Origin of the sequence: Sphingobacterium lactis (assembly GCF_051951495.1) — a bacterium.
Classification (GTDB): Bacteria; Bacteroidota; Bacteroidia; order Sphingobacteriales; family Sphingobacteriaceae; genus Sphingobacterium; species Sphingobacterium lactis_A.
The window spans coordinates 266,206-292,212 of record NZ_JBNHAS010000005.1 but is presented as its reverse complement, the minus strand read 5'-3'; the positions used below and the strand labels follow the sequence as shown (position 1 = coordinate 292,212).

Genomic DNA, 26,007 nt, shown 5'->3' with positions numbered 1-26,007 from the left:
CCATTCCGAACAGAGAAGTTAAGCCCGCCAGAGCCGATGGTATTGCCGTAACAGGTGGGAGAGTAGGTCGGTGCCTAATTTTATACGGAGGCCCGTCATCGATGAGATGACGGGCCTTTCTGTTTTTATGTTTTTTTCTGTACGGTTATGATGGTCGAGAGCATCCCTACCCTAACATGTATTCGGCGGTTGTTCGTAGGGTCGAAGCATGCTTCGACCGATATCTAATCTATTTTTTTTATCAGATCATAATAGGGGTTTGATTGATCGTTTGAATGGTATTGTTCTGACGGTCGATGCATGCATCGACCCTATGGTTAACGAAGGGTTTTGATGGAAAGGTACTGCCTGTCGGTTACTTCTTATAAAGTTCGTAGTTCGTGCATCGGGGATGCACGATGACGGGTTCTTGGGGGGAGGAAAGGAGACTCTTTGCTTCGCTCTGAGTTGGAAATGGCGAAATTACTATCTCGCCAATATGTCTAATACCATTTTTTAAGACGGGCAGACATTCCGCTGCGCTTAGTGCTGCCCCTACGCTGGGCGGCTATTAAAGTGAAAACAACAAAGCTTTTTTGGTTGTACGTTTGGTAGGGGCGGTACTTAGAGAGCTTGAAGAAAAGGGATTTATTCCGTTCGCAAGCGAACGGAATGTCCGCCCGTTTTAGTTTAATAACAAATATTTCATTTCAGCCAATAGGTCTAACTAGGTCTAACTACTCCGTACTATATACTAAATACTGCCCGCAGGGCAAATCTATCAGCGAAGCGGTCTCATTTCAAAAATTCCACTAGCTTACTGACAGCAATAGATCTATGGCTTATAGCATTCTTTTCCTCTGCAGTCATTTCAGCGAATGTTTTATCATACCCATTTGGAATAAAGATGGGGTCATAACCAAAGCCTTTTGTTCCTATTCGTTCGTTGATAATGGTTCCTTCTACAGTACCTTCAAAAAAGTGTTGCTGACCATTTAGGAATAGGGAGATAACAGTTTTAAATTGTGCTTTTCTGTTTTTACTATTCTTTAGTTTTTCTAACACTAAATCAATGTTTTGTTCCATATCTCTTGAGCCAGAATAGCGAGCAGAGTAAACGCCAGGTTCGCCATTTAAAGCCTCGATTTCTAAACCTGAATCATCAGCAAAGCAGTTTACTTGAAAATGTTTGATTAAATAGTCTGTCTTTTGCTTAGCATTTTCTTCAAACGTATCGCCTGTTTCGGGGATATCATCGGTGCAACTGATATCATTTAATGACTTAAGGGTAAATTTATTGCCCACCATGACTTGTACTTCTTCTAATTTATGGGCATTGTTGGTCGCAAATATGAGTTCCATAGCATGTTATTTTCTCAAAAATAAGCATATCTACGGATGAAAATAGATATAAATAAAAAAGGCGCCCATCTTTATGTTAGGGCACCTATAAAAACTAAAAATCTATTAAATGGCTTGACTGTAAATAGCTTCTTTGCTTTCCAGATTAGAAGTGCCCATTAAAAATTCATCGACCTTTCTGGCACATTCTCTTCCTTCTGATATGGCCCATACCACAAGTGACTGTCCTCTTCGCATGTCACCAGCAACAAATACTTTATTGACATTGGTTTGATAGGAACTTTCATTGGCTATGACATTCCCACGGCCATCCACTTCAACTCCCAATTGTTGTAAAAGACCTTCAAATTGTGGATGTAGAAAGCCCATCGCAAGTGTAACTAATTCGCAAGGAATTTCTCTTTCTGATCCAGGAACCTCTTGGAAGGATGTTGGGCGACCTAATGCGTCAAGCTCCCAACTTAAGTCCACCACTAAGGCGGCTCTTAAATTTCCGTTTTCATCACCTAGGAATTCTTTCGTGCTGATTCCCCAATGTCTATCACAGCCTTCCTCATGCGAGGTGGTTGTTTTTAAAAGCATGGGATAAGTAGGCCAAGGCATAGCTTCGGTACGTGCCATAGGAGGAGTAGGCATAAGCTCAAACTGCGTGACAGACTTCGCACCTTGTCTGTTGGATGTACCTACGCAATCTGAGCCAGTATCCCCACCTCCTATGACCAATACCTGTTTGTCTTTGGCATGGATTTCCTCTTCTTCAATAATTGAGTCTCCAATTCGTTTATTTTGTTGTTTTAAAAAGTCCATTGCATAGTGAACCCCATTGAGTTCTCTCCCTGGAATATTAAGATTTCTAGGGATGGTTGATCCACCACAAAGTACAACAGCATCAAAACCTTCTAATTCCTTTACATGGATATTTTTCCCCACCTCTGCATTAGTCCGAAACTCAATACCCGATTCTTGCATGACAGCTATCCTACGGTCAATAACGCTCTTATCCAGCTTGAAATCCGGAATTCCATATCGTAATAGACCACCTATTTTATCATCCCGTTCAAATACCACGACATCATGTCCTGCTTTATTTAATTGGGCTGCAGTAGCTAAACCTGAAGGTCCAGATCCGATAACTGCTACTCGTTTTCCTGTTTTTAGGTAACTCTTATTTGGTTTTACATAGCCTTTTTTATACGCAATTTCAATGATGTGTTTTTCTATTTCTTCAATAGCAACCGGGCTTTTGTTGATACCTAGCACACAAGCCGCTTCACAAGGGGCAGGGCATATCCGACCAGTAAATTCAGGAAAGTTATTGGTAGAGCTTAATATCTGATAAGCTTCTTCCCATTTGCCATCATAAACGGCATCATTGAATTCTGGGATCACATTGCCTAAGGGGCAACCCGAATGACAGAATGGTATTCCACAGTTCATACAGCGGGCAGCTTGGCTATTTAATTGATCCTCGGTATAAGGTTGTACAAATTCCTGGTAATGTTGTTTTCTGCTTTCCACAGCATCTTTCTGAGGAAGCGCACGTTCAAATTCTAAAAATCCTGTAGGTTTTCCCATGATCTATTCCTTCAATTATGCTGTGATTAATTTTTTCAATAATACATTCTTGTATTCCCTTGGGAATACTTTGATAAAACGCTGTTTTTCCGTTGCCCAGTTACTTAATAACTCTTGCGCTCTCTTACTCTTAGTTAATAAGATGTGCCGCTTTAATAAGGCTTGAATTGCAGTTTCATCTTCTGGATCCAGCGGATCTAAATCTACCATCTCCTTATTGCAGTTATCTGTGAAAGTTCCTTTGAGGTTATATACCCATGCAATACCACCACTCATTCCTGCCGCGAAGTTTCTTCCAGTTTCACCTAAGATTAATGCTCTGCCTCCTGTCATGTATTCACAACCATGATCACCTATTCCTTCTACCACGGCAGTAGCACCTGAGTTTCTAACGGCAAATCGCTCCCCCGCCATTCCGTTAATAAACAAATACCCTGAGGTAGCACCATAAAGCGATACATTGCCTATAATCATGTTTTCATGGGGTGTTAACTTACTTTCCTTTGCAGGGTAAATAGCTAACTGAGCGCCTGAAAGTCCTTTACCTACATAGTCATTCGCTTCACCTTCCAGTTCGAAGGAAATACCTTTTGTATTAAAGGCGCCAAAAGATTGACCGGCAGAACCTTGAAATTTAAAGTTGATACTGTTATCAGGCAATCCTTCAGAGCCATAAAGTTTTGATATCTCGTTGGATAATAATGTTCCAATGGTTCTATCCGTATTCTTGACTTGGAATGTGCCAAATACTGGTGTATTAGTATCCAATGCAGGTTGTGCTGCCTTTAATAAATCCCAATCTAGAATCATGCTCATACCATGGTCTTGATCTTCTGTATGGTAGAGGCTTTCTCCTTTTGCGTTTGCCGGTACATGCAGAATGCCATTGAAACTTATCTTTTTGGCTTTCCAATGATCAATGCTTTCATTCTTTTTTAAGAATTGCGCTTTTCCGACCATTTCATTAATACTTCGGAATCCTAATTCAGCCATGATCTCTCGCATTTCTTCGGCCAAGAATCGGAAGAGATTCACAATATCCTCCGGTTTACCTGAAAATAGTTTTCTCAATTCAGGGTCTTGCGTCGCCACACCAACAGGACAAGTATTTAGATGACATTTGCGCATCATGATGCATCCACCAGCTACTAAAGCAGCGGTTGCCACACCCCATTCTTCGGCACCTAATAAGGTGGCAATGATCAGGTCACGACCAGTTTTCATTTGACCATCAGCCTGTAAAAGCACTCGTGAGCGAAGTTTATTGTGCACCAATGTTTGATGAGCTTCTGCAAGACCTAATTCCCATGGGAGACCAGCATGTTTAATGGAACTGATTGGTGAAGCACCGGTTCCACCATCATAGCCAGCAATCAGTATCACATCTGCATGAGCCTTGGCGACTCCAGCAGCGATTGTACCAACACCAGCCTTAGATACCAATTTGACATTGATACGAGCAGCCCGATTGGCATTCTTTAAATCAAAAATCAATTGTGCTAAATCTTCAATGGAATAAATATCGTGATGTGGAGGAGGGGAGATTAATCCCACTCCGGCAGTAGAATGCCTTACTTTAGCTATCCAATCGTCTACCTTGTCTCCTGGTAACTGACCACCTTCGCCCGGTTTAGCTCCCTGAGCCATCTTGATTTGTATCTCATCTGCCTGAGTCAGGTAATTCGCTGTAACCCCAAACCTTGCAGAAGCGACTTGTTTAATAGCCGAACGCATGGAATCTCCATTTGGTAATTTTTGATAGCGGATTTCATCTTCACCACCTTCTCCAGTATTGGATTTTGCACCAATACGGTTCATGGCAATAGCCAAGGTGCTGTGTGCCTCATGAGAAATGGAACCAAATGACATTGCTCCAGTAGCAAATCGTTTCATAATTGCTTCTGCTGGTTCTACCTCTTCAAGAGGAACCGAAGTGCGATGTTTTGCAAAATCTAATAATCCACGTAAAGTAAACATACGTTCCTTCTGTGTATTGATTAGACTTGCATATTTTTTATAGGATGCATAGTCGTCATTTCGACAAGCCTGTTGTAGTAAATGCACTGTTTGAGGATTCCATAAGTGTCCTTCTCCACGGCGCTTCCATTGATAAAGACCACCTTCTGGCAAGAGTTCTTGTGTAACTCGACTATGTTCAAATCCTCTTTTATGCTTAGCTAATGCCTCTCGGGCTAAATCATCTAGATTAAGACCTCCGATCCTTGAAACTGATCCGCAGAAGTATTTATTCACCACCTCGCTATCAATTCCCAATACTTCAAATATTTGGGCTCCATGATAAGATTGAAGAGTGGAGATTCCCATTTTTGAGAAGATCTTCAATAAGCCATTGCAGATAGCTTTCACATAATTCTTTTTCAATTGCTCCCAATTCAATTCCGTATCCAGATGTCCAGAAGATTTCATGGTACGGATACTTGCTAGGGCCATATATGGGTTTATAGCTGTTGCACCGAAAGCCAATAAGCAGGCAAAGTGATGAACTTCCCAAGCATCACCAGCTTCTACTACTAAGCCTACAGCTCCTCTATTACCGGTTTTTATGAGATGATGATGGACAGCGGATACCGCTAATAAGGATGGAATAGCACAGTGCTGCGAATCTATTGCTCGATCTGATAAGATAATTACTTCGAAACCATCCTTAACAGCATCATCAGCATAGCGGCATAGACGTTCTAAGCCTGCCTCCAATGAGCCTTCCTTTCCATCAGCACGGAAGTAACTTTGAATAGTCTTCGCCTGGAACACCCCAGTATCAATTGAACGTAGTTTCTCCAATTCAGAAGATGTCAATATAGGATGCTCCAAGGTCACACAATGACAGAACTTCTGGTCTTCTATCAGGATATTCCCCGCATTCCCGATAAAAGTTGCCAGACTCATCACCAACCGCTCACGAATAGGGTCGATAGGTGGATTGGTTACCTGTGCGAAGAATTGTTTGAAATAACTGGAAATATGCTGTGGCTGATCGGATAGAATGGCTAAAGGTACATCAGTACCCATGGAGCCAATAGGTTCATATCCTGTTAATGCCATTGGCGTTAATATTGTTTCAATATCCTCTCGGCTATAACCGAAAGACTGTTGATATTTGAATACGGACTCTGGCGACAAATAAGTGAATGTCACTCTAGGCTCTGCCAATTCATCCATGCGGATTTTGTATTTATTGATCCAATCTCCATAAGGCTGTTGTCGGATCAATTCACCTTTAACCTCTTCATCGCTTAGGATTTTGCCAGCTTCCATATCGACTAAGAAGATTTTGCCAGGTTGTTGTCTACCTTTTTTGATAATAGTCGACTCATCGATTGGCAATGCACCAGCTTCAGAAGCTACAATAACGCGGTCATCATCCGTTACAGCATAGCGTAAAGGACGAAGACCATTACGGTCTAGGGTTGCCCCAATGATGTTGCCATCGGTAAAACAAAGTGCAGCAGGACCATCCCAAGGCTCCATTAGTGTGGCGTGATATTCATAGAAAGCCTTTTTCAAAGGATCCATTTGTTCATTGCCATCCCATGCTTCAGGTACTAGCATCAGCATCACATGAGCTAAGCAACGACCGCTATGTAACAGTAATTCCACTACATTGTCTAAACAAGCTGAATCCGATTGTCCTCTATCCACAACTGGTAAAAGGATGTCCATTTCCTCAGCCGTAAAGTAAGGCGAAGAATAAGCCCGAACACCAGCATAAAACCAATTGAGATTACCTGTTAAAGTATTGATTTCTCCATTGTGAGCTAACATCCGGAAAGGTTGAGCCAATGACCATGAAGGAAAGGTATTGGTTGAAAATCTGGAGTGCACCAATCCGAATGCAGATACTACTCTTGAATCTTTTAAATCTGTAAAATAGCTTCCAACTTGGTAAGTTGTCAACTGACCTTTATAGATTATTGTTTTGCATGATAGAGAGGCGATGTAGAGTGGGAGAGGGTATTCTTGTACTTTTTTTACTTTTTGGATAATTAGGCGTCGAAGAACATATAATTTCCGTTCGAAGTCTGCCGTATTTTTTACATCCTGTGGCCGTGCAACAAAGAACTGGACGATCTCAGGCTCGGCACTTAAAGCAGTTGGACCAATACCTTCTCGATTAACAGGGACGGTTCTAAAACCTAAAAATTCCATTTTCCTATCAGTAGCAGCTTCCACTATTATATCCCGACAAATTGAATTCATTTCTAAATCCTTTGGGAGGAACAGCATACCAACACCATAATAGCCTGGTTCCTGAAGTTGAATGCCCAATTGTATACATTCTTCCCACAGAAACTCGTGTGGTAATTGAATCATGATTCCAGCACCATCACCAGATTCTGGATCACATCCACAAGCACCTCGGTGTTCCATGTTTTCCAACATGGTCAAGGCATCTTGTACTTGGGCATGATTCTTTTGCCCTTTAATGTGGGCTACGAAGCCCACACCGCAGGCATCGTGTTCAAATTCGGGATGGTATAGTCCTTCTTGCTGCATGATATTTTGATAATTAGAATTGCTTAAGTTGAGATTGCTAATATATGAATAAAAATCATATAATATTATTAAAATGATAATAATTATTAAATTATATTGATTATAATGTAAATTATGCGCTGATTAATAATTGATATTGTATTTGTTTCGTTATATGGTTAGATAATTGAAATATCATTCGTTACATTTGTTAATCCAACAAACGAATTATGTTAATCAAAGAAATTGAAATTTATAGACTGCGTATTCCTATGGAGCCATTTGTTATTGCAACTGGCGTTATGGATTATGCGCAAAACACCTTTATTCGAATTAAAACCGATGAAGGCTTATATGGAGTAGGGGAATGTTCCGCTTTTCCAATGATCGTTGGGGAAACACAAAACACCTGTATTGCAATTGCGCAGGACTTTGCTAAAATATGGATTGGTAAGGATCCTTTGGCAATTGAGGAACGAATGGCCGAGTTGCATCTCTACATTGCGAAGAATAACACCATCAAATCTGCCTTTGATATGGCATTATATGATTTGGCGGCTAAACATGCCAATTTACCATTGTACCAATTCTTAGGTGGAAAACCACGAGAAATTATTACGGATATAACTTTAGGGATAGCTTCTCCAGAGGAGATGGCCACAAAAGCCAAAGCCTTACATGATGGAGGTGCATTTGCCTTGAAGGTTAAACTTGGTAAGAAGCCTCAAGAAGATATAGCTCGCATGAAAGCTATTCGTCAAGCTGTAGGTTTTGATATTCCTATTCGCATTGATGCTAATCAAGGATGGACTTTCGAAGAGGCTGTAGAGGCTTTACAAGGTCTTGAGCCATTGAAGATTCAATTCTGTGAGCAACCTATGCGAACCTATAACGATCACTTGCTTGCACAGTTACGTACTGAAACCATTGTTCCTATTATGGCAGATGAATCGGTTTATGATCATCATGATGCGGAACGCCTTTGTCGTACAGATTCTTGCGATTACATCAATATCAAATTTTCAAAATCTTCCGGTATTGCTGAGTCCTTAAAGATTCAAGCTGTTGCTGCCGAATACCATATTCCATGTATGATCGGTGGCATGTTGGAAAGTCGCCTAGCATTAGCAGCTAAAGCACACTTTGCTTATGCAGCTCCGAATGTTAAATTCTTTGATTTAGACACCTGTATGGTTGGGCACTTAGTCGATCCAGTTATAGGAGGGATACAATATGATGGTTATTCCATTAAATTAACTGATGGTCCTGGAATCGCTGCTGATATCACACCAGACTTCCTAGAAACCTGTGATAAATGGACAATTTCTTAATGATGATATTACTCCAATTAAACAACGATACTTGGAATCTAGGTACTTCTGAGATCTTGATATTAGGCATTCTTCTGATCATAGTCATCTTTTTCTTGTATATTTTCAAGAAACTATTGAAGCGAAAGTAGCCCACTGGACCTCGCAAATTAGCGTTTAAATAAGTACCTTTGGGAAGATTTATCAGAATATATTATTATGAGTACACAAAGAGGACCTATTTCTCAATTTATCGAGAAAAACTACCTTCATTTTAATGCTGCTTCCTTGGTAGATGCAGCTAAAGGTTATGAAGATCATTTAGCGGCAGGTGGTAAAATGCTAGTATCATTGGCAGGTGCTATGAGTACTGCTGAGTTGGGTATTTCACTAGCTGAAATGATCCGTCAGGATAAAGTAGCTATTATCTCTTGTACAGGTGCTAACCTAGAAGAGGATGTGATGAATTTGGTAGCTCACTCACACTATAAACGTGTTCCAAATTACCGCGATTTAACACCTCAAGACGAATGGGAATTATTAGAAAATCACTATAACCGAGTTACGGATACTTGTATCCCTGAAGAAGAAGCATTCCGTCGTTTGCAATCTCACCTTGAGAAAGCATGGAAAGATGCAGAAGCTAATGGCGAACGTTATTTTCCACATGAATTCTTATACAAAGTGGTTCTTTCAGGTGACCTAGAACAATACTATGAAATCGACCCTAAGAACTCTTGGATTTTAGCAGCTGCTGAAAAGAATATTCCTATTATCGTACCGGGATGGGAAGACTCCACTACAGGTAATATCTTCGCATCTTACGTGATAAAAGGTGAATTAAATGTACATACTGTGAAAACAGGTATTGAGTACATGATTTACTTGACGGAGTGGTACCGTGCGAACTCAGGTGGTAAAGGAGTAGGTTTCTTCCAAATCGGTGGTGGTATTGCTGGTGACTTCCCTATCTGTGTGGTTCCTATGATGTACCAAGATTTAGAGTGGCATGATGTACCTTTCTGGTCTTACTTCTGTCAAATCTCTGACTCTACTACATCTTTTGGTTCTTACTCAGGTGCAGTTCCAAATGAAAAGATTACATGGGGTAAATTAGATACCGAATCACCTAAATTCATCGTGGAATCAGATGCAACTATCGTTGCTCCATTGATTTTTGCGTGGGTATTAGGACAATAGTATAATTATTAAATATCAAGAGGATTAGCAATTAAATTGGAAAAGCCATTACATACGACGAATCCAGTAGCGCTTCAAGCTTTACTGTCGGAGACTATATTTTCCATACCTGAAGAAGGACTTCCAGTTACGGAAGTTATTCACGCTAGTCCTATCCAACATCATATTCAAACTCCTTCTGAGGTAGCAACTAATGCTACCCAGGAGGAGTTTATTTTTAAAGGTGATAAATCCACGGGAGTCTTATTCATCTTACGTTATCCGGAATATCCCTATTTTTCTCCAAAGGCAGAAGAGGCCTTTCTCAAAACCATTGGAGCTTTACAATTGAATGCGGATAATGTGGCTGTAGTCAATTTGGCAAATCCACACAATCCTAATGATTGGAAAAGAATCATGACATTCTTCCAGCCAAAGAAAATTACCCTTCTAGGTGTAGAACCCCTTAGCTTAAATTTGCCAGCTATTGCACATAACTCCTATATGCATGGCAGAATTGCTACTGTTTTTAATACCTTCTCCTTTGAAGAAATGTTTGCTGATGTGCAAAAAAAGAAACTCTTCTGGACGGAATTCAAGAGTTTTATCGGAGGATAATTAATTACTTAGTAAATAGCTTAACTAAGTGATATTCTCAAAAACCTTCCATATCTATTTTACCATTTTTATATAATTCCAATAAGTTAATTCCTCTAATTGGAAACTCTTTCCTGTAATTTGTCGTTATCTATTAAGATTCATTTAGGCATTTAGAAAGATCATGTCTAGTACTTTTATACAAATAGCGATGAAAAATATCCTGATACAATTATTTATCCTTTTACCTTTTTTGTCTTCATGCCAATTAAATGAAAAGGCAGCAGCATCAACAGATTATATAGAAGCAAGTGCTTGGATTTCATATGGTAAGTATAGTCCAAAGGGTAAGATCTATGTCGATAAACGTCTTCAGGAAGTTGATAAATCCAAGGCGAGCTATTACCTAGAGAAAGAAACTTTAGGCCGAGAAATTATTCCACGTTTTGAATATAGGGGTAATACAGGAGACCATCATGAGGATAATAAGAAGTATGAAGACACCCCAATAATTAAGTATTTATATAAGTATAAGGGGATTCAAGATGATAAGATTGCCATTGTTACTACAGCTTCCGAATTGGTGGATGCACCGGGAGAATTTCTGTTTGATGGAAAAGCATTTTCGGTCTATCCCAATGAGCAAGTACATGAAGTATTTCGCTTTGAAGTTGCCAGGATAAATGGTGAGCTTTTGCGGTACGATGATAAAGGTAAATTGCTTGAAACACGCTATTTCGATCAAGGACAAGAATATTGGAATACATTGGAAAAGGAAAGAGTACATCAGGAATTGGTCGGTACATGGACAATGGAGCTGGAAAATGATGGTTCTTTCAAGAAGGTAATCTTGGTGATGGAGCTGTTGGAAACAGGAATGATGAAAACGTATCAAGAGATTTATTATAATGATGCAGATGCTGGGAAATTGCAATGGCGTCTAAGTGAATCGAATGAAAAGGAAGCAACTACCGCTTTATGGATTTATATCCCTTTATCAAATACAATAGGTGAGTTTCAGGTTCAATTGAAAGGAAAGACCATTGAAAATGATAAAGTAACCATCATTGATAAGGATCAAATGAAATTTGAGATTACCTATTTGGCACCTGAATATTCCGATTCTAAAATCAAAGGTTATGATTTCAAGCGTAGGAAATAGATAAAGGTTTTAAATAGAAAAGGCAGGAATTAATTTCCTGCCTTTTCTATTTCCTTCATTGGCTTCAGCACTGGATTTACTTTCTTTTGTAATGTATCTACTGCTGGTGCTTCTTTTATTGGGGTCAAAGGTTTTTCAATTTTCTTTGTTGAATCCTCTTTCCCTTTCTCTACTGGCACTTCTTTTTTCTCCGTTGGCTTACTTGATGTACCTTTTTCCGATGGAAGATCAGGTTTACCATCTCCATCAGCATCTGGAACTGTAGGCGATTTTGATCGCTTCCTGTTCATCATGTCTTCAACCGATTTAGGTCTATCCTCTGGCTTCCAGATAAAGCCCGGAAGCACTTCATTTTCCTGCGTAATAAACTTAAAGGGATAAATCTTCTGGTCTACCTTATGAATCGAATGGTAGTCGATGATTTGTTTGCCTTCCATCTTAATCTTGATCCTGCTACTCCGATCATGGAACATCTCTTTTATTCTATTGGTCTTATCAAAAGTGGTAAACACCAAGTTCTCTGCATTTCCATCGACATAGATGCGATCTATATTATTATTGGCAAAGAAGGCCGTAATCTTTCTTCCTTTCAGCTGATTAAATTTAACCGTGTCTGCTACGGCATTCACCATAAACGCATTATCCTTCAATAAGGCGTTGTCCATCTTATTGTTCTTGATCTGCATGTATATGGTATCCGAGGAAATTTGAGAACCATCTGACCAGATCATCGGTTTACCCATGAAACGGAACATGGAATCCACCATGCCATAATACACCGAATCAGAGACTGCCTGTAGGTCCGATTTATAGACACGAACATTGTAATAGGCACGCACAATCCTTGTCCTGGCCGTATCGGAATAGAGAACAGTAGAATCTTTTATGGTCGTGTCTGCGGATTGGGCAGCTACGATAGCCTTTTTCATAATACTATCCTGTTCTTTTCCGGTAGGCATGACAGCAGTCCGCCTTAATACCGAATCTGCTTTAGTATTAATCTGAATTTGTTTTGCATCCAACGGTTTCGGAGGAGTCTTCTTTTCAGGAGCTGTTACTTTCGGCTTTTCCTGTTTTGGTGTTTGTTTTTTTACAGGATTTAGCTGTGGGGTTTTTAAGGAAGTAGAATCCAATTTTGTCGAATCTCCCGTGGAAATAATATCAACTTCATCAATATCTCCGTAATCAACTTCCTCACTCGTCTCCAAAGTACCTCCATCCCGACTTAATTTAAGGTCCAAAGGTTTATAGTCCTTGACCAAGATCACTTTGGAAAATATCGTGTCAGCCGTCATATAAGCAGTATCTACTTTGATATTGTCCTTGACAGGAGGGCTTAACACCGAATCTGGAGGCGCTGTTGCCACTTGTTTTATACCTTGATTTGAAAGTTCCTTACGTTCTTTCTCCGCTTGTTTCTCTTGTTCTTTTTGAACCTTCTCTTGTTCTTTCTCTAATTTTCGCTTTTCCTTCTTTGTAAGCGGTTTAACCAAGGTCGAATCAGTAGCGGTAGAATCATTATTGCTGGAATCTTGTTGAACCACATATTTGATCAGTGGTCGCGTATGCAACATAATAGATTGGTCCGATTCCAAGTAACGACCAAATTCACCAGAAGCATAAAACTTATCTAAAGTATCAATGAAAAGAACATTTCGGAAGGCCTCACCAATACCTTTATCCCGATCATAAAACAAACTGTCGCCTTTTAAGAAACGACTGCCTTCAGTATACAGGTTATTTTTATTGAATTTGGCAATTCCAAATGCCGTATTGTAACTTCCTTTTTCTGTATAGAGCTTTTCACCTTTACGGCCGTTAATATTCGTGGGTCCAAAGAAAAAAGCATCACGATACATGGTGTTGTACTGCAATGTATCGGTGTAAATAACGGCACTTGGCGTCCTCACAATAACCTTATTTCGGAAATAGGCATCTTTCGTACGCTCAAAGTAATAAGCGTTCTTAGAAGTGATGGTATCGCCTTTTCCGACAATTCTTCCTCCCCCGGTATATGTACCGGTTTGTTTGCCTGTATTGTATGTCAGGTAATTCGTAGTTAAAGTGGTCTCTCCATCAATCATACGCACATTACCAGTTAATACGGCTTGTTGGCTTGAGGCGCTATAGTCCAAGCGATTCGAATAAATGACAGTACCAGAAGGTTGTGTAATAACTACATTCCCTATGGCTTTGAAGTATTCATTACCGATATCGTCTTTGTAATAATCTCCCGAATCAGCCGCCAATTGCGAGCCTTTATGTTCATAAACGGCATTGTAGGCTCTAAAAATCTTCTGATTGATACCACGAGCACTGGAAGAAGAAACCAAACGCATAGGTTCTCCTGCTCCTGGAGGAGGGGTTAATGGATCTTGTCCATAGCTGCTAAGGCAGAATAAGCTCAGAAACAGTAATAATAGGTATCTCACAAGCGCAAAAATATACAATTAATTAGCAAAAAATTGTTAAACAATAATTTTTAATCACAATCAAGAAGAAGTATTAAATACCTATTTTTGAACGATGAGCATTTTGGATCATTTGAAAGCCTATATTTCGCAGCATGATTTAGTGAAAACCACGGATAAGCTGCTCCTTGCTGTCAGTGGGGGTAAGGATTCTATGCTAATGGCCAAATTGTTCCATGACCTTGACTATTCCTGCCAAATTGCTCATTGTAATTTTCAATTGCGGGATGAAGAGTCTGATTTAGATGAACAATTGGTTCGAGCATATGCGCAGGAATTAGGATTTCCAATCCATGTGCAGCATTTTAATACGGCAGATTATGCTGAGGAAAATAAAATTTCCATTCAAATGGCTGCCCGTGAATTACGATATGCCTGGTTTGAAGAACTCAGAGCTTCACAAAATCTGGATTATATCGCCATTGCACAACATCAAAATGATCATTTGGAAACAGTATTGCTCAATCTGACTAGAAGCACAGGACTTAAAGGTTTATTGGGTATTGCTCCTAAAAGAGATGTGATCATCCGTCCCTTATTAGGATTTACAGCAGAAGAAGTAACGGATGCTGTAAAGGAATTACAAGTGCCGTACCGTGATGATCTATCCAACTTTTCTACAAAATATGCACGGAATAAAATCCGATTAGACATCATTCCCAAATTCAAGGAAATCCAACCAGACTTTGAGCAGATCCTAAGCAACAATATTCAGCACTTTGAAGATAGCTATCATTTCATCCAACGAATTGTAGATGAAAAACGAAAAGCGCTTTTTAAACCAAAGGGACAGAGTATTCACATTTCACGTGAGGGGTTAAGTCCTTTCATTAAGGATGATTATTTTTTATTCGAATTATTTAAACCTTTTGGCTTTCAGAAGTCTATTTTGAAGGAAATGACGGCTGTCTGGGATAAGCCTATGGGGCAAGTGTTTGAGGCCGATCAATATGAAATGCTGATGGATAGGGATCAACTCCTACTTAGGCCCCGTGCTAAATCAGAAAAGAAGGAAACGATTCAGATAACAAATCTAGTAGATAAACATTCCTGTTGGGCTGGTACATTGAGTTTCCATACAGATAGGGATTTTGTCAAATCAAGTAATCCTAATCAAGTACAAGTGGATGCCGATCTGATAAAACTACCCTTATCCATTAGAACATGGGAAAAAGGAGATTGGTTCATCCCATTAGGTATGCAGGGAAAGAAAAAGATCAGTGATTTCTTTATACAGCAGAAAGTTAACCGTTTTGAAAAAGAAGAAGTACCTATTTTATGCAATGGGGATGGTGAAATTATTTGGATAATCGGTCAGCGTTTAGATAATCGCTTTAAAGTGACAGAAAATACAAAGAAAGTACTTACTTTAGTATTCTATTAAGAAAGATGACAGAGCAACCTTTATTTCAGGAAAAACAGTACTTAGGTCGAGACATGACTTGGATAAGTGTTCGCTTGATCCTGGCCTTGTTCTGTTTTGTAGCATACTACATTAACTGGGAACACATGGTCTCTCGACAATTGTTCTTTATTGTCGGGGTTGGTATATTGATCGTTTCCATCATCATGTTATACCTTATCAGTTACCGGACTAAGGTTACTGCTACCCATGTTATCTTAAGTGGACTGTGGACCACTTCTTTAGTTAAGATTGACTTAAATTCCATCAGTAAAATAGAGAAAAAGAAGTACTCCAGCTACTTTTTCAATAACCCTGTTTACAATTTGCATAAAAACGGTAAAATCCGTTTCTATTCCGGAGGTAAGGAAGCAGTTTGGTTAACGGATAAGGATGGGTTAATCTATGTGATTGGTTCTCAGCAACCTGCTCAATTGTTCCAGGCAATTGAACAAGCGAAAAAGAATTCTTAAAAAATTGTTAACTGATATTTCCTTGACAATTTGCCTTCCAAGGGTTCTAATTATTTATTAAATTTGAGAAAAAGCATTAGAAATGACATTTATCTATTTCCTTATATCAGTAGTTGTATTTTACTATATTTTTAAATTCGGCATGCGTCTTTTATTGCCTTTCTTCATGAAGAAAGTAGCGGAGAAGATCATGAACGGCCAACAGGGGCAATATGCCAATGAAGGTCCTCAACAAGGACGCTATCAAGACCCTTTCAGCCAATTTAAAAATAGAGACTCAAGACCTGACGGTCGTGTTCAAGTGGATTATATGCCCCCGAAAGCTAAAAAGGGTAAGGGAACTGAAACCGCTGGTGAGTTTGTCGATTTTGAAGAGGTAAAATAAAATAAGCCCATCTAAAAAGAGTATCTTTGCTTTCCTATGTGGTTAAAGCATTTATCTGTATTAAACTTTAAGAATTATACGGAATCCATCTTGGATTTTTTACCAGAAACCAATGCCTTTACTGGGCAAAATGGATCTGGTAAAACCAATCTGTTGGATGCCATCCATTATTTATCCCTCTGTAAGTCTTTTTTCAACCCCATTGATTCACAACATATCAAGAAGGGGGAAGATTGGTTTATGGTACAAGGAGAGTTTGATCGTGAATTGCTGTGTGATACCGTATCCTGCAGTATCAAGAAAAATCAAAAGAAACAATTCAAAAAGAATAAAAAGGAATATGGTCGCCTAGCAGATCATATTGGTCAATTCCCATTGGTGATGATCTCTCCGAATGATACCTCCATCATCATGGAGGGAAGTGAGGAACGGCGCAAGTTTATAGACAATGTCATTTCCCAAACGGATAACCGCTATCTCGATATTCTTATTAACTACAATCGGATCTTATTGCAGAGGAATACCTTATTGAAGAATATTCGGGAGAAGGGTGTTTTTGATTTAGGTCTTTTGGAGGTGCTGAATTTACAGCTTGTGGAATTTGGTGAACAAATCTATGTCAGACGTCAGCAATTCATGGAGGAGTTTCTTCCTCAATTTATGCGCTATTACCAATTCCTTTCCGATGATGCCGAACAAGTAACTCTTGTCTATGAATCGCCATTACAGAATAAAGATTTCCTAGTCCTACTAAACGAGAGCTTAGACAAAGACAGAGCACTTGAACGAACTAGTGTAGGTATTCATAAAGACGATTTGTTGTTCAGCATTCATGAAGGCATGCCACTGAAGAAGTTTGGTTCACAAGGTCAACAGAAGTCTTTCCTAATTGCTTTAAAGTTGGCACAGTATGCCTTTTTTAAGGATAAAAAGCAATTTAAGCCTTTGCTTCTCTTGGACGATATCTTTGATAAACTAGATGAGAATCGGACAAAGAAATTAATGCAATTGGTTTCTGAGGATGAATTTGGACAGTTGTTCCTAACAGATACCGATGCACATAGAATTCGTAGAATTTTTGAAGAAATAGGGCAGCCTATTCGTATCTTTGATATTCAAGGAGGTCAAGTCAATGGGCAAGTATAACAGGGATGATGCATTCCGCCGAAGTGATGATATTACCATCAAGCAAGCGGTAGATAAACTTTTGGAAGTTTATCGTTTGAGAAGGAAGTTCGATGAAACATCAATTGTTGCTGCATGGCCTGAACTGATTGGACAAGCAATCGCCAACCGAACCCAACAAATCTATATTCGAGATAAAAAGCTTTTTGTAAAAGTAGAATCTGCAGTCATAAAGAATGAATTAGCGATGATGCGTAGACAGATTATTGGCCGAGTTAATGAATACGTAGGCCAGGTTGTCATCGAGGAATTTGTAATTCTATAATTCTTTTTTCCGAACCAAACCTATGAAGTATTATCTTTCTGCCCTCACCGGTTTTATTATCTGGGGAACATTTGCTCTTGTACTAAAACCGTTAGGTGCCTATGCTGCTTTAGACATTCTCCTTCATCGAGTTCTCTTTGCTTCCGTTTTCATCGTTATAGCTTGTTTCCTTTTTCGGAGAAAGCAAGCCATCAAAAGTATTCAATACCTGAAAACATTAGCCGGCAAAGATCGTAATAGACTTTTGATCAATATTTTTGCCAGTGCCGTATTGCTGGCCATGAACTGGTTTTTATTCATCTATGTGATGAATGCGGTCTCCGTCAATGCGACCTCTTTAGCCTATCTCATCTGCCCCATACTCACAACCGTATTGGCAAGTATATTTCTAAAAGAAAGGTTAAATAGAGGACAATGGTTTGCCGTGGGCTTAAGTGTCGTTAGCTGCCTTCTAATGGCTTATGGTCACTTCATCGACTTGTTCTATAGTTTTATTATTGCGCTGTCCTACGCGGCTTATTTGGTCTTGCAAAAGAACGCCTCCAAACTCGATAAATTCTTTACGCTGACCATCCATATCCTGGTGAGTACCATTTTGCTATTACCTATACTGGGGTTAATCGATCATTCCGTAGCAAAAACCAATGAATTTTATTCCTTCATACTTATCATTGCGATAGGATATACGATCATCCCTTTGTTTCTGAATATCTATGCACTAAAGGGATTAGATTCATCGGTTGTAGGAATTTTACTCTATGTGAATCCCATTATAGCCTTTTTCCTGGCGATATTTTATTACAAGGAAAACATCAATAGTTTCCAGATTATTGGGTTTAGCTTAATTTTCATTGCGATTATTATCTTCAATGTTGCCTATCTTTATGAAAGACGGAAAACAAGAAGCATTCGCAGCCTATGAGTAATTTTAAAGCACAACTCTTTCAGTTATTTGAATTATCAGAAGATCAAGCAGATTTTATTGTTTCCAAATTCTCAAAGGAATCGTTTAACAAGCAGGAATTATTTCTAGAGGCTGGAAAACAATGTGACCGATTAAGCTTTATTGAATCCGGTTATTTCCGAGTGTTCAAATGGACAGAAGAAAAAGAAGTCACCCAATGGATAGGGGGTGCAGGATATTTTATTACTGACTTGTCCTCCTACATCTTCGATCAACCGGCACTATGGTCCATTGAAGCCTTAAGTCCAGCAGTTGTCTGGTCCCTCAACAAGTCCGATTATCGACAATTAGAACAAGAAATCCCCAACTGGAATGTTCTCGAAAAACGATTTATAGCGAAATGCTTTATGCAATTGGAAAACAGAATCTTCAATTTTATTGCCCTAAGCGCCGAAGAACGCTATAAACAATACTTTGAAAACAATAAGGAACTCTTTAATCAAGTGCCCTTACAGTATATTGCTTCCGTCCTCGGCATGAGCCCCGAAACACTGAGTAGGGTGAGGAGATAGTAGGTTTGAGATCGCTACGCTGTCTGATTTGAGATCGCTACGCTGTTAGATGTGAGATCGCTACGCTGTTAGATGTGAGATATGAGATGTGAGACAGTTGATTAGTATTTAGTATTGAGTAGTTAGTAGTTAGACCTATTGGCGGATAAGATTTATGTTGCGGTTATAAACGGTCGAAGCATGCTTCGACCCTACAGTTATGGACTTAATTGCCAATATTTTCACGATTGTTTGTAGGGGCGATGCATGCATCGCCCGATTTCAAAAATCTAATATCTTGTGTCTAATATCTTGTGTCTGATGTCTCCCCTTCAATTCACCACCACCAATGACTCAATCTCAATCAATAACAACTTGGCAATATTCAAACTCTCTTGCGGATTATTACTCGAATTATGAAACAAATCCTCTATTCTTGCTGCATAATTAATCGGTGCAAATTGAAAACTCATAATCCTATGTACCGCTTTCTTTTCATTTAGCATATACACCTTGTTTTTAGCAAATATCACCTGATTAAAAGCGGAAACCATTTTAAACAGTAAACCATGAAAATAATAAGGATCTTGGTTGTCCAAGTTCTTTTTGGCGAGCATAAGATAAAATTCGGCTTCGAAGGCAAAGAATTGCAATAGGTTATGTTGTAGGTTAGAAGGATATTGTTGTGCAAGGATTTTAAGGTCTGAAAAAGAAGCCTCTCGAGCGAAAATAACTTCATTGTAGGCCAATTCACCTCGGTACATATAGTTCATATAGGCATGTGGATGTCCTGGCTGATAATTCGCTTGAAATGTTCCCTGATTGGTATCCTGAATCACTTGCTTTACACGAGCGATATCCCGAAAGATTAAATCCACGGCAATGGCATTGATTTGCAGCCAAGCACCAAAGTTAACCCAAGGTCCCCAATCTCCTTCTTTGCCTATTAATCCCTTTCGGTGACTATCATCCAATCGGCTTGCTGCAGCATTTAATGCTTCGAAATCAAGAATCGATGCATTGTAATAAATACCCACATCAATATCCGATTGAGGTCCTGCTGTACCCGTAACTCGAGAACCTCCTAATACGATAGCCTCTACTCCGGAAACTTCTGATAAGGCCTCCTTAATTCGTCCTAATATACCCTGTATATCCATCTTATTGCCCGTTAATTCGCTATTGATGTTCAATTTACAAATATTTATTCTTGATAAATGTCAAGTGGCTTAAAATTGATGCTAATTAACTTTGTTCTATGAAAACGACAATAGAAACACAACAGATCATACAAGCACCTATTTCTAAAGTATGGCAAATATTGACTCGATTTGAAGATTATCCTAAATGGAGTCAGTTTATTAAGGAGTTTTATGGGAATCCAACAGTAGGATCCCGAACAGGGGTTCTTTTAAGTCCTCCCGGAGGAAAGAGCATGAAGATGAATCCCATATTCTTAAAAATTGAGAAGGAGCGGGAATTACGATGGCGTGGGAGCCTTATCGTAAAGGGTATTTTTGATGGGGAGCATTATTTTATACTCCAAAAAATAAACGAGAATAGCACCAAATTAATTCAAGGAGAGAACTTCTCTGGAATACTGGTGCCCCTGTTGAAAAAAATGATTATGGGCAGTACCCTAAAAGGATTTGAACTGTTTAATCAGGCTATAAAAGAAAGGGCAGAACAGGGCTTATAAGTACTGATCCAAATCGCCTTTCCCTTCACGAATTACTTCGAAATCACCTGAAGTTAAATCGACAACAGTAGAAGCGACATTATCACCATATCCACCGTCGATTACCAGATCTACCTTATCTTGGTATTTCTCATAGATCAATTCTGGATCGGTAGAATATTCAATGATTTCATCATCATCGTGAATGGAAGTTGTCACAATAGGATGTCCCAACTGTTTCACTAACTCGCGGATAATGTTGTTATCAGGAACACGGATACCGACAGTCTTCTTTTTAGAGCTCAGAAGTTTTGGAACTTGGGAACTCGCATTGAAAATAAAGGTAAAAGGACCAGGAAGTGCTTTTTTCAACACACGGAATACTGTGGTGTCAAAAGGCTTTGTATATTGAGAAATATCCGTTAAATCGTAGCAGATAAAAGAAAGATTAGATTTCTCAGGCTTCAATCCACGCAGTGCATAAACTTTCTCAATGGCTTTTTGGTTGGTTATGTCACAGCCCATCCCATAAACCGTATCGGTAGGATAGATGATGACACCACCTTTACGAAGTACCTCTACAGCCTCTTCAATGGCTTTTGGGCTTGGATTATCATTATAGATTTTTAGTAACATAACTCTTCTTGGTTTGACAGTAAATATTCCTTATAAGATAAACAAAGACCGCCAAAATTAGTTTTTTGACGGTCTTTATCTTTAATATGGTATTTGTTAAAATTCAGCGTTGTTAGGTGTTCTTGGGAATGGAATTACATCACGAATGTTTGTCATTCCTGTGGTAAATAATACCAAACGTTCAAATCCTACACCGAAACCAGAGTGAGGAACTGAACCGAATCGACGTGTATCTAGGAACCATTCCATTTCTTCTGTAGGAATACCTACTTCAGCCATTCTGGTAACCAACTTCTCTAAATTCTCCTCACGTTGTGACCCACCTACCATCTCACCAATTCCTGGGAAAAGGATGTCCATGGCACGAACCGTTTGTCTGCCTTGTGCATCCACTGGGTTCTGCTTCATGTAGAAAGATTTAATCTCTCTCGGATAGTCCGTTAAGATTACAGGTTTTTTGAAGTGTTTTTCTACCAAGTAACGCTCATGCTCTGATTGCAAGTCAGCACCCCATCCTTCAATTAAATATTTGAATTGCTTCTTCTGGTTAGGCTTGCTCTTTAATAAGATATCAATAGCTTCTGTATAAGTTAGACGCACAAAGTCATTCTCCAATACGAAGTTTAATTTGTCTACCAAGTTCAATTCGGAACGTTCTTGTTGCGGTTTGGATTTCTCTTCTTCCAATAAACGGTTTTTCAAGAACTCGATTTCCTCTGGGCAATTTTCTAAGGCATATTTAATAACATACTTCAATAGATCTTCTGCCAAGTCCATATTATCTTCCAACTCGTAGAATGCCATTTCTGGTTCGATCATCCAAAACTCTGCTAAGTGGCGAGTAGTGTTGGAGTTCTCGGCGCGGAATGTTGGTCCGAAAGTGTAAATATTTCCAAATGCTAATGCAGCAAGTTCCCCTTCCAATTGACCAGATACCGTAAGGTTAGTCGATTTACCAAAGAAATCTTCTTTGAAATCGATTTCTCCCTGCTCTGTTCTTGGAAGATTATTTAAATCCAAAGTCGTTACGCGGAACATTTCTCCTGCTCCTTCAGCATCTGATCCCGTAATGATTGGGGTATGCATGTAAACGAAATCACGCTCTTGGAAAAACTTATTGACAGCAAATGCTAATGCATTACGAACTTTGAAAATCGCATTGAAAGTTCCGGTACGGAAGCGTAAATGTGCAATTTCGCGTAAAAATTCTAAACTGTGTTTTTTAGGTTGTAGCGGGTATTTCTCTGGATCAGAATCGCCAATGATACTCACTTCAGTAGCCTTTACTTCCACACGCTGTCCCTTTCCTAGGGATTCAATTAAATTACCTTTTACACGAACGGCAGCACCTGTTGTGATTCTTTTCAAAATCTCATCAGGGGTATTTTCAAAATCGATTACAGCTTGTATATTATTGATGCTTGAGCCATCATTGATTGCAATGAATTGATTGTTACGGAAGGTGCGAACCCATCCTTTTACAATAACTTCTTTTCCAAACTCTTCTGATTTTAATAATTCTTTTATTCGCGTATGTTCCATGTTTATGAAATAATAAATAATGCTCGCTATTAAGCTTACAAAAATAGCCAATTAATTGATTTCTCAACTAAAAATATCAATTGTTAGGCTTTGAATAGGTTAATTTGAAATAAATAAGGGGAAGTTGACACAACTTCCCCTTATTCTTATCGTTTTATTTTACCCAACCCTTTTCCAATACCTCCTTGGCATGGTAGGTTAGGATGGAAGTTGCTCCTGCTCTTTTGAAACTCAATAAGGTTTCCAAGATCACTTGTTCTGATAGCCAACCGTTAGCAATTGCTGCTTTTAACATGGCATATTCTCCGGAAACATTGTATGCTGCAATTGGAAGATCAAAATTGTCATGCAATAACTTGATCACATCCAAATAAGGCAATCCTGGTTTTACCATTAAGAAATCTGCTCCTTCTTCGGCATCCAATTGTGCTTCGATTAACGCCTCACGACTATTCGCCGGATTCATCTGATAGGATTTCTTATCTCCTTTTTTGGGTGCTGAACCCAATGCATCACGGAATGGACCATAATATGCAGAAGCATATTTCGCGGTGTAAGACATCAAGGAAACATTGCTGAATCCATTGGCATCTAGAGTTTCTCTCAAATACCCGATACGTCCATCCATCATGTCTGATGGTGCAATGATATCAGCACCTGATTCTGCATGTGCCAATGCCATTTTCCCTAATACTTCCAAGGTCTCATCATTTAAGATCTCACCGTTCTCCACAATACCATCGTGACCATCTGAACTGTATGGATCCATAGCTACGTCTGTCACGACACAAGCCTCTGGAAATTCCTTTTTAACAGCTTCTATTGCTCGTAAATATAAAGTTCCCTTACGGTAGCTTTCAGTTGCATATTTGTCTTTTAAAGACTCCTCAACGGCAGGGAATAAATCAAAAGCATTTAAGCCTAACTTCATACAGCTCTCTACTTCTCTCAATAGGTTGTCTACCGAGTAACGGTAGATGCCTGGCATAGAGGATACCTCAACTTTTTGATTATCTCCATCAACAATGAAAAGTGGAAAAATAAGGTTGGCCGCGAATAAATGGTTCTCTTGAACCATATCGCGTATAACTGCCGATTTCCTGTTTCTTCTAGGACGATGTAACATGATAATTTATTTAATGTAAAAAGGGGGTGCATTCCCCCTTAATTGTATTTTTTAATGTTTTTTATAGTCTAATCCAAATATAGCTTCCGCTAAACCAATTTCATCGGGTGTAAATGGCAAATGGTATTTCAATCCTAAGTGCGAAATTGCTGCTGCTGTAGAATGTCCGATACAGATGATCTTCTGATCTGGATCTGCTAAATTCTCACGGAAATAAGCTTCAACATTGCTTGGACTGGTAAATACCATGACCTCTGCATTGGTTTTGTCCACATTCTCCTCAATCACCGTTTCGTAAATCGGCATATCAATAACCTTGGTCTCCGGCGTTAAAGCTTTCTGAATGGTCATCAATGAACCCTCTGCTCGAGGAATCAATACCGTCTGACCACTTACCATTTTCGCAAATTCCTTAGCAATGTCCTCTGTTTCAATACCTAAATTATCGCCTGAGAAATCAGCTACACGGTTGAATTTACGTAAGGTGTCTTCAGAACCTCGACCTAAAACAGCAATCTTTGTTTTCTTTAGAATCAATGGCTCCAACTTGAAGAAGTGCTCAATCGCATTCTTACTGTTAAAGAAAATCCAATCCGCACGTTTTAGGATAAAGGAATCTAATTTATTGATGGTTGGGAAAATACGGATCAACGAACGTGCATCAATCTGTATGTTATGTTTGGCTAGAAATCTTCCTAAGTAAGAATTTTCTGCAAGGTCACGTGTGATAAATACCGAAGTTGGTAATGCACGGTCCTTGCTGTATTTTTCAAATATCTTAGCTGCCATACCATCTACTGTTTCCGATTGTAGGAATACACGGTCTGGAAAATCTTCATTGGTATCTGCAATGGAAGTCCAGGATTGGAACATACCTTCTTTTTTACGGCAGTAAGAACCAAGAGGAGCATGACAACCGGCATCGAATAAATTCAATACCTTACGTTCTACGGAAATGGCTTCTGCCACATCCTTATCATGAATGCCTTGTAATAAGTTGAATAGTTCTTGATCAGACTCACGAATCTGAATAGCCAACACCCCTTGAGCAGGAGCAGGGATAATTTCTACTGGAGGGATCTCTTCTAAATGGAAGTCAGAAAGATCCATATTAATACGTGCTATACCTGCTTTTGCCAACATGATAGCATCGTATTTTTCATCCCTTAATTTTTGTACGCGTGTTTGCAAGTTTCCACGAAGGTCATCAAACTCCAAATCCGGACGTAGCGATAGCAATTGTGCCTTTCTACGGTTGGAGGATGTACCAATGGTTGCATTATGTTTTAAGGAAAGTCGTTTACTGATGTCAACACAGTCTTTATGAACAATAAGTAATTCCGAAGGGTCTTCTCGTTCAGATACTGCTGCAATGATTAATCCTGGTGGGTTTACCGTCGGTAAATCTTTGTGTGAGTGAACGGCTAAGTCAATGCCGCCAGAAAGTAACTCTTCTTCAAGTTCTTTCGTAAAAAATCCCTTGCCTTCTAGTTTGTCAAGACGGAGATGTTGGATGATATCACCTTGGGTTTTGATGATTTTCAATTCGGCTTCAACATTAATCTCCGCTAATCGGTCCTTTACATAGTTTGCTTGCCATAAAGCTAATTCACTGCCTCGGGTACCGATAATTAATTTTCTATTCACGTTCAAAGATTTACAAATTAATAATTCGGAGTCAAAGTTAAGGAAATAGCCTATTAGTTCTGCCTTTTTATTGTCAGAATCCCC

Annotated in this window: 21 protein-coding genes and 1 rRNA gene; 13 read left to right on the top strand and 9 right to left on the bottom strand. The window is 39.2% G+C overall.

All coding sequences use genetic code 11. The features are described 5' to 3' along the window. Positions 1–79 (top strand): 5S ribosomal RNA (gene rrf, locus ACP6L2_RS16815); the annotation flags it as partial. A gap of 695 nt (positions 80–774) precedes the next feature. Here rrf and ACP6L2_RS16810 read toward each other — a convergent pair. The 3 genes from ACP6L2_RS16810 to gltB all read right to left on the bottom strand — a co-directional run bounded on the left by ACP6L2_RS16810 (position 775) and on the right by gltB (position 7,431). Continuing rightward, a complete protein-coding gene (locus ACP6L2_RS16810) occupies positions 775–1,341 on the bottom strand; it encodes a non-canonical purine NTP diphosphatase (RefSeq protein ID WP_440510412.1) in 567 nt (188 codons plus the stop codon). A 105-nt stretch (positions 1,342–1,446) separates the two neighbouring features. Beyond that, on the bottom strand, positions 1,447–2,916 hold the full coding sequence (locus ACP6L2_RS16805) for a glutamate synthase subunit beta (protein WP_440510411.1): 1,470 nt from the start codon (positions 2,914–2,916) through the stop codon (positions 1,447–1,449). A gap of 15 nt (positions 2,917–2,931) precedes the next feature. Then, positions 2,932–7,431, bottom strand: coding sequence for a glutamate synthase large subunit (gene gltB, locus ACP6L2_RS16800; RefSeq protein WP_440510410.1), 4,500 nt, complete (start codon positions 7,429–7,431; stop codon positions 2,932–2,934). Positions 7,432–7,640: 209 nt separating this feature from the next. Here gltB and ACP6L2_RS16795 point away from each other — a divergent pair, with 209 nt between their 5' ends. From ACP6L2_RS16795 to ACP6L2_RS16780, 4 genes are all read left to right on the top strand, one after another. After that, positions 7,641–8,741, top strand: a complete 1,101-nt coding sequence (locus tag ACP6L2_RS16795) for a mandelate racemase/muconate lactonizing enzyme family protein (protein WP_440510409.1) — start codon at positions 7,641–7,643, stop codon at positions 8,739–8,741. A gap of 198 nt (positions 8,742–8,939) precedes the next feature. After that, positions 8,940–9,920 carry a deoxyhypusine synthase family protein gene (locus ACP6L2_RS16790; protein WP_344675146.1) on the top strand — a complete coding sequence of 327 codons (981 nt, stop codon included), beginning with the start codon at positions 8,940–8,942 and terminating at the stop codon, positions 9,918–9,920. Between the two features lie 36 nt (positions 9,921–9,956). Next, positions 9,957–10,517 carry a hypothetical protein gene (locus ACP6L2_RS16785; RefSeq protein ID WP_440510408.1) on the top strand — a complete coding sequence of 187 codons (561 nt, stop codon included), beginning with the start codon at positions 9,957–9,959 and terminating at the stop codon, positions 10,515–10,517. 190 nt (positions 10,518–10,707) lie between these two features. Then, positions 10,708–11,658 carry a hypothetical protein gene (locus ACP6L2_RS16780; RefSeq protein WP_440510407.1) on the top strand — a complete coding sequence of 317 codons (951 nt, stop codon included), beginning with the start codon at positions 10,708–10,710 and terminating at the stop codon, positions 11,656–11,658. Positions 11,659–11,687: 29 nt separating this feature from the next. Here ACP6L2_RS16780 and ACP6L2_RS16775 read toward each other — a convergent pair whose 3' ends face one another. After that, the gene (locus tag ACP6L2_RS16775) at positions 11,688–14,090 is read right to left on the bottom strand and encodes an OstA-like protein (protein WP_440510406.1); all 2,403 of its coding nucleotides are present in this window, start codon (positions 14,088–14,090) and stop codon (positions 11,688–11,690) included. Between the two features lie 94 nt (positions 14,091–14,184). Between ACP6L2_RS16775 and tilS the strand changes: the two genes are divergently transcribed. The 7 genes from tilS (at position 14,185) to ACP6L2_RS16740 (ending at position 19,315) form a co-directional block, all read left to right on the top strand. Next, entirely contained in the window at positions 14,185–15,513 is a 1,329-nt protein-coding gene (gene tilS, locus ACP6L2_RS16770; RefSeq protein WP_440510405.1) for a tRNA lysidine(34) synthetase TilS, read from the top strand. 5 nt (positions 15,514–15,518) lie between these two features. Continuing rightward, on the top strand, positions 15,519–16,004 hold the full coding sequence (locus ACP6L2_RS16765; protein ID WP_440510404.1) for a hypothetical protein: 486 nt from the start codon (positions 15,519–15,521) through the stop codon (positions 16,002–16,004). An 82-nt stretch (positions 16,005–16,086) separates the two neighbouring features. After that, on the top strand, positions 16,087–16,389 hold the full coding sequence (locus tag ACP6L2_RS16760) for a DUF4834 family protein (protein ID WP_440510403.1): 303 nt from the start codon (positions 16,087–16,089) through the stop codon (positions 16,387–16,389). Between the two features lie 36 nt (positions 16,390–16,425). Beyond that, the gene (gene recF / locus ACP6L2_RS16755) at positions 16,426–17,535 is read left to right on the top strand and encodes a DNA replication/repair protein RecF (RefSeq protein WP_440510402.1); all 1,110 of its coding nucleotides are present in this window, start codon (positions 16,426–16,428) and stop codon (positions 17,533–17,535) included. Next, positions 17,522–17,839 (top strand): DUF721 domain-containing protein, encoded by a 318-nt coding sequence (locus ACP6L2_RS16750; RefSeq protein WP_344675136.1) that lies wholly within the window; start codon positions 17,522–17,524, stop codon positions 17,837–17,839. Before recF ends, ACP6L2_RS16750 begins: the two co-directional genes overlap by 14 nt. A 22-nt stretch (positions 17,840–17,861) precedes the next feature. Continuing rightward, positions 17,862–18,761 (top strand): EamA family transporter, encoded by a 900-nt coding sequence (locus ACP6L2_RS16745; protein ID WP_440510401.1) that lies wholly within the window; start codon positions 17,862–17,864, stop codon positions 18,759–18,761. After that, complete coding sequence (locus ACP6L2_RS16740) at positions 18,758–19,315, top strand: Crp/Fnr family transcriptional regulator (protein WP_440510400.1); 558 nt, start codon at positions 18,758–18,760, stop codon at positions 19,313–19,315. Before ACP6L2_RS16745 ends, ACP6L2_RS16740 begins: the two co-directional genes overlap by 4 nt. A gap of 311 nt (positions 19,316–19,626) precedes the next feature. On the opposite strand, the gene ACP6L2_RS16735 is transcribed toward ACP6L2_RS16740, so the two are convergent. Then, positions 19,627–20,487 (bottom strand): nucleotidyltransferase domain-containing protein, encoded by an 861-nt coding sequence (locus tag ACP6L2_RS16735; RefSeq protein WP_440510399.1) that lies wholly within the window; start codon positions 20,485–20,487, stop codon positions 19,627–19,629. Between the two features lie 65 nt (positions 20,488–20,552). Here ACP6L2_RS16735 and ACP6L2_RS16730 point away from each other — a divergent pair, with 65 nt between their 5' ends. Continuing rightward, positions 20,553–20,993: an SRPBCC family protein gene (locus ACP6L2_RS16730; protein ID WP_440510398.1), complete on the top strand. Its 441-nt coding sequence runs from the start codon at positions 20,553–20,555 to the stop codon at positions 20,991–20,993. On the opposite strand, the gene ACP6L2_RS16725 is transcribed toward ACP6L2_RS16730, so the two are convergent. From ACP6L2_RS16725 to hemC, 4 genes are all read right to left on the bottom strand, one after another. Further along, positions 20,988–21,608, bottom strand: a complete 621-nt coding sequence (locus tag ACP6L2_RS16725; RefSeq protein WP_344675131.1) for an L-threonylcarbamoyladenylate synthase — start codon at positions 21,606–21,608, stop codon at positions 20,988–20,990. The genes ACP6L2_RS16730 and ACP6L2_RS16725 overlap by 6 nt on opposite strands. A gap of 96 nt (positions 21,609–21,704) precedes the next feature. Further along, positions 21,705–23,150, bottom strand: a complete 1,446-nt coding sequence (asnS, locus tag ACP6L2_RS16720) for an asparagine--tRNA ligase (protein WP_344675129.1) — start codon at positions 23,148–23,150, stop codon at positions 21,705–21,707. 154 nt (positions 23,151–23,304) lie between these two features. After that, positions 23,305–24,276, bottom strand: a complete 972-nt coding sequence (gene hemB / locus ACP6L2_RS16715; protein WP_440510397.1) for a porphobilinogen synthase — start codon at positions 24,274–24,276, stop codon at positions 23,305–23,307. A 51-nt stretch (positions 24,277–24,327) separates the two neighbouring features. Then, positions 24,328–25,923 (bottom strand): hydroxymethylbilane synthase, encoded by a 1,596-nt coding sequence (gene hemC, locus ACP6L2_RS16710; protein ID WP_440510396.1) that lies wholly within the window; start codon positions 25,921–25,923, stop codon positions 24,328–24,330. Between the last annotated feature and the right edge of the window lie 84 nt (positions 25,924–26,007).

Bases quoted from the DNA above. Each gene is read 5' to 3' on its own strand.
- ACP6L2_RS16810 (WP_440510412.1), bottom strand. From the start codon at position 1,341: ATGGAACTCATATTTGCGACCAACAATGCCCATAAATTAGAAGAAGTA.
- ACP6L2_RS16805 (WP_440510411.1), bottom strand. From the start codon at position 2,916: ATGGGAAAACCTACAGGATTTTTAGAATTTGAACGTGCGCTTCCTCAG.
- gltB (WP_440510410.1), bottom strand. From the start codon at position 7,431: ATGCAGCAAGAAGGACTATACCATCCCGAATTTGAACACGATGCCTGC.
- ACP6L2_RS16795 (WP_440510409.1), top strand. From the start codon at position 7,641: ATGTTAATCAAAGAAATTGAAATTTATAGACTGCGTATTCCTATGGAG.
- ACP6L2_RS16790 (WP_344675146.1), top strand. From the start codon at position 8,940: ATGAGTACACAAAGAGGACCTATTTCTCAATTTATCGAGAAAAACTAC.
- ACP6L2_RS16780 (WP_440510407.1), top strand. From the start codon at position 10,708: ATGAAAAATATCCTGATACAATTATTTATCCTTTTACCTTTTTTGTCT.
- tilS (WP_440510405.1), top strand. From the start codon at position 14,185: ATGAGCATTTTGGATCATTTGAAAGCCTATATTTCGCAGCATGATTTA.
- ACP6L2_RS16765 (WP_440510404.1), top strand. From the start codon at position 15,519: ATGACAGAGCAACCTTTATTTCAGGAAAAACAGTACTTAGGTCGAGAC.
- ACP6L2_RS16760 (WP_440510403.1), top strand. From the start codon at position 16,087: ATGACATTTATCTATTTCCTTATATCAGTAGTTGTATTTTACTATATT.
- recF (WP_440510402.1), top strand. From the start codon at position 16,426: ATGTGGTTAAAGCATTTATCTGTATTAAACTTTAAGAATTATACGGAA.
- ACP6L2_RS16750 (WP_344675136.1), top strand. From the start codon at position 17,522: ATGGGCAAGTATAACAGGGATGATGCATTCCGCCGAAGTGATGATATT.
- ACP6L2_RS16745 (WP_440510401.1), top strand. From the start codon at position 17,862: ATGAAGTATTATCTTTCTGCCCTCACCGGTTTTATTATCTGGGGAACA.
- ACP6L2_RS16740 (WP_440510400.1), top strand. From the start codon at position 18,758: ATGAGTAATTTTAAAGCACAACTCTTTCAGTTATTTGAATTATCAGAA.
- ACP6L2_RS16730 (WP_440510398.1), top strand. From the start codon at position 20,553: ATGAAAACGACAATAGAAACACAACAGATCATACAAGCACCTATTTCT.
- ACP6L2_RS16725 (WP_344675131.1), bottom strand. From the start codon at position 21,608: ATGTTACTAAAAATCTATAATGATAATCCAAGCCCAAAAGCCATTGAA.
- asnS (WP_344675129.1), bottom strand. From the start codon at position 23,150: ATGGAACATACGCGAATAAAAGAATTATTAAAATCAGAAGAGTTTGGA.
- hemB (WP_440510397.1), bottom strand. From the start codon at position 24,276: ATGTTACATCGTCCTAGAAGAAACAGGAAATCGGCAGTTATACGCGAT.